We start from the raw sequence: 4,090 nt of genomic DNA on the forward strand, positions 1-4,090 counted from the left end.
GGCTTGGGTTTTCGCCTTGGGCTTGGGCTTGGCGGGCATCGGCATGTCCATCTTCATGCCGGGCATCATTTGCGCAAAAGCAGGCGCGGGCAGCAGCGCGGACAGCGCGCAGCCCGCGATCAACATCGATCGGGTCATCGGAAAATCCTCAACGGGGAAAGCATGCGGGCGGGCGCGATGGCCCGCCGGATCACACGGTCCGGCGCGGAGGAGGGACGATCGGTGGTGTGGCCGTGCCCGGATCAAACGCGGTCGCGACGATGCGGCGCGGCACGGCCGCCTTCACGCCGGGTTGATCCACCCCGCGCGCGGCGAGGCTGGCCGGGGGAATGCAGCCGATGCAGATATGCGGCACGGTCGCCTGATCGTCCTGACGCGGCATGTGGTGCGCGCCATGCGCCATCGGCGCGGCGATTGGCATTTCATGGCACGACTGCCCATGCGCTATCGCCGGGATGGCAAAGGCTGCCAGCAGCAGCGCAAGGATCAGGCGGGCGAACATCGCGGAAACCCTAGGCCGCGCGTCGCCCGCCGACAAGATTAGACGTTGAAGCGGAAATTCAGCACGTCGCCGTCATGGACGACATACTCTTTGCCCTCCTGGCGCAGCTTGCCGGCATCGCGCGCACCGGTTTCGCCGCCGAGCGCGACATAATCGTCATAGGCAATCGTCTCGGCGCGGATGAAACCGCGCTCGAAATCGGTGTGGATCTCGCCCGCTGCCTGCGGGGCCTTAGCCCCGGCATGGACGGTCCAGGCGCGTGCTTCCTTGGGGCCGACGGTGAAGAAGGTCAGCAGCTTGAGCAGCCGATACCCGGCGACGATCACGCGCGACAGGCCGGTTTCGGTCAGGCCCAGTTCGGCGAGAAATTCACCGCGCTCTTCCGGCTCCATCGTGGCGATCTCGGCCTCGATCGCGGCGGAGACGACGACGGCTTCGGCCCCCTCGGCCTTGGCCTTCTCGAACACGCGCGCCGATTGCGCATTGCCGTTGGCGGCACTCGCTTCCTCGACATTGCAGACATAGAGCACCGGCTTGGCGGTCAGCAATTGCGCCTGTTTGAAGGCGCGGGCTTCGTCTTCATCCTTGGGTACGGTCAGCCGCGCGGGCTTGCCTTCGCGCAGCAGGTCGAGCGCCTGGCCCAGCACCGAGGCGGCGACCTTGGCCTCCTTGTCGCCCTGCGTCGCCTTTTTCAGCAAATTTGGGGACGCGCTTTTCGAGGCTCTCCAGATCGGACAGCATCAATTCGGTTTCGACCGTCTCGGCATCGGCGATCGGGTCGACCTTGCCCTCGACATGGGTGACGTCGTCATCCTCGAAGCAGCGCAGCACATGCACGATCGCATCGACTTCGCGGATGTTGCCGAGGAACTGGTTGCCGAGGCCCTCGCCCTTGGAGGCGCCGCGCACCAGCCCGGCAATGTCGACAAAGCCCAATTGCGTTTCGATGATCTTCTGCGATCCCGCGACCGCGGCGAGCTTGTCGAGCCGGGGGTCGGGCACCGCGACGTTGCCGACGTTCGGCTCGATCGTGCAGAACGGATAGTTCGCCGCCTGCGCCGCCGCAGTCTGCGTCAGCGCATTGAACAGGGTGGACTTGCCGACATTGGGCAGCCCGACGATTCCACAGCGAAAACCCATGATGATCCTTGAAGCACGATATGTGTGATGCGCCGCCGATACGGCGTCCGGCACCGGAATGCCAGAGACGGCGCGGGAAGCCTACCAGCGATAGTTGAAGCTGACGCTCACCCGCTCGCTTTTGGCGGTGCCGGGCGCGACTTCGTGGCGCAGCCAGCTTTCCCACAGGAACACGCTGCCCGCCTGCGGCTCGACATAGACGAAGGGTTTCAGCATTTCGGGCGCGTCGTCGCGTCGCGTCGGTGCCGCCATCATCATCGGCAGACGCGGGTCTTCCAGTTTGAGCGCACCCGCGCCCTCCGGCACGACGATATAGACCGTGCCCGAAATCACGCTGTGCGGGTGGACATGCCCCGAATGCATCCCGCCTGGTTTCAGGACGTTCACCCACAAGCTGTCGAGTTTCAATTTGCGGTCGTTCAGGTCGAACGCGCAGTCTTCGGCGAACTTGGCGACATGCTTGTTGAGCAGCTTGACCAGATCGGCAAAGGCCGGGTCGCGCATCGGCAAATCGTTGAGCGAGGCGTAGGAGGTGTAGCCGCGATAGCCATGCGCCTTGGACCAGGCGCGCCCGGCGCGGTCATCCTCGGCCAGCGCCTGGCACGAGCGGTCGAGATCGGCGACCAGAGCGGCGTTCTTCAACTTGCCTTCGTAGAACGGCGTCGCGAACAGCGTGCGCACGGTCATTTCGTCTCTCCCAGTCGCAGCGCGACATCGCTCATGAAACGGCCATCATCGCCCTTGGCCAGCCACGGGGCCTCCGCCCCGATCGCGCCGAGCAGATCGGCCAGCGGCTCCATCTCGGCCTTGGCATAATTGCCGAGCACATAGGGACTGACTTTGTCTTTGTGGCCGGGGTGGCCGATGCCGATGCGCACGCGGCGAAAGGCGTTGCCGATATGCGCCTCGGTCGAGCGCAAGCCGTTATGCCCGGCAGTGCCGCCGCCGGTCTTCACTTTCACGCGGAACGGGTCGAGGTCGAGGTCGTCATGGAAGACGGTGACGTCGCCGGTATCGAGCTTGTAGAAGCGCATCGCTTCGCCGACGCTGCGGCCGCTCTCGTTCATGAAGGTCGCGGGTTTGAGCAGCAGGATTTTCTCGGAGCCGATCCGGCCCTCCTGCGTCCAGCCCTGAAACGCCTTTTTGACGGGGCCGAAGCCGTGCAGTTCGGCGATGATATCCACCGCCATGAAGCCGACATTATGGCGGTTGAGCGCATATTGCGCGCCGGGATTGCCCAGGCCGACCCAGATTTGCATTCAAGACTCCCTCTCCCCTCCGGGGAGAGGGTAGGGGATAGGGGCCGTTACGCGCGCTTGTGCCCGGTTCAGCCCCTCTCCCAACCCTCTCCCCGCCAGCGGGGAGAGGGCTTTGTCCTCCATTACTCGGCGGTGTCGCTCTCGGCGGCCTGCGCCTCAGCAACAGCTGCGTCCGCTTCTTCGTCGGCAACCGTCGGCACCGTCGGCGGGACGATCGTCGCGATGGTGAAGTCGCGGTCGGTGATCGCCGGGGTCACGCCCTTGGGCAGCGTCACGTTCGAGATGTGGATCGAATCGCCGATCTCGCGGCCAGCCAGCGAGATGGTGATGTCGTCCGGGATCTCGGCTGCGTCGCATACCAGTTCCAGCTCGTGCTGGATGATGTTGAGCACGCCCTTGCCGGTCTTGATGCCGGGGGCTTCGTCTTCATCGGTGAACACGACAGGCACGTTGACATGCACGGTGGTGTGCGCGCCGATGCGCAGGAAGTCGGCATGGACCGGACGCTCGGTGACGGCGTCGAACGACACGTCCTTCGGCAGGGTGCGAACCTTCTTGCCACCGACCTCGATCATGACGACCGAATTCATGAAGTGACCCGTCATCAGGAGACGCATCAGCGCCTTTTCCTCGACGTGGATCGACTCGGGATCTTGCTTGTTGCCGTAGATCACGGCGGGGACGCGGCCTTCGCGACGAAGCAAACGGGAGGCTCCCTTGCCAACCTGTTCGCGCGTCTCGGCTGCGAGCTCCAATTGGTCGCTCATTGCATTACTCCGATATGCGTGTGTGTGGTCTCCGGCCAGGCCTCCAGGGATGACCCTGACCGAAGCGCGGCGCTATAGGGGAGGGCGGGGTAAAGCGCAATATGCTGGATAGCATCTCCCTCTCCCACCGGGAGAGGGAAGGGGCCCGCGCCGAAGGCGTGGGAAGAGTGAGATGAGGCGCGCGTTCGCCCAAGTCACCCCCATCCGGCGCTACGCGCCACCTTCTCCCAACGGCAGAAGGATTTACTCCACCCGCTCGACCTTCAGCCCGCGCTTGCGCAGCAATTCCACCACCGATCCCGGCCCGACCAGATGCCCGGCGCCGACGGCCACGAACACGCGCCCCGGCCGCGCCATCCGCCGCACGATCACGCTCGCCCAGCGCGCGTTGCGGTCGGCGAGCAGCGCCTTGCCAAGATCGC

The 4,090-nt window shown here is 65.0% G+C and carries 5 protein-coding genes and 1 pseudogene; all 6 read right to left on the reverse strand.

Annotated features, from left to right (window positions below; genetic code table 11):
* Nucleotides 1-190: 190 nt before the first annotated feature.
* On the reverse strand, nucleotides 191-502 hold the full coding sequence (locus tag NW75_RS16065; RefSeq protein WP_171010583.1) for a hypothetical protein: 312 nt from the start codon (nucleotides 500-502) through the stop codon (nucleotides 191-193).
* Between the two features lie 38 nt (nucleotides 503-540).
* A pseudogene (gene ychF / locus NW75_RS16070) lies at nucleotides 541-1,642 on the reverse strand (redox-regulated ATPase YchF).
* Nucleotides 1,643-1,723: 81 nt separating this feature from the next.
* The gene (locus NW75_RS16075; protein ID WP_010403813.1) at nucleotides 1,724-2,329 is read right to left on the reverse strand and encodes a TIGR02466 family protein; all 606 of its coding nucleotides are present in this window, start codon (nucleotides 2,327-2,329) and stop codon (nucleotides 1,724-1,726) included.
* A complete protein-coding gene (gene pth / locus NW75_RS16080) occupies nucleotides 2,326-2,901 on the reverse strand; it encodes an aminoacyl-tRNA hydrolase (protein ID WP_033966176.1) in 576 nt (191 codons plus the stop codon). The genes NW75_RS16075 and pth overlap by 4 nt, the downstream gene beginning before the upstream one ends.
* Nucleotides 2,902-3,023: 122 nt before the next feature.
* The gene (locus NW75_RS16085) at nucleotides 3,024-3,668 is read right to left on the reverse strand and encodes a 50S ribosomal protein L25/general stress protein Ctc (protein WP_033966177.1); all 645 of its coding nucleotides are present in this window, start codon (nucleotides 3,666-3,668) and stop codon (nucleotides 3,024-3,026) included.
* A 243-nt stretch (nucleotides 3,669-3,911) separates the two neighbouring features.
* A complete protein-coding gene (locus NW75_RS26745; protein ID WP_269430343.1) occupies nucleotides 3,912-4,073 on the reverse strand; it encodes a TraB/GumN family protein in 162 nt (53 codons plus the stop codon).
* Nucleotides 4,074-4,090: the final 17 nt, after the last annotated feature.

Origin of the sequence: Sphingomonas sp. Ant H11, assembly GCF_000797515.1 — a bacterium.
Lineage (GTDB): Bacteria > Pseudomonadota > Alphaproteobacteria > Sphingomonadales > Sphingomonadaceae > Sphingomonas.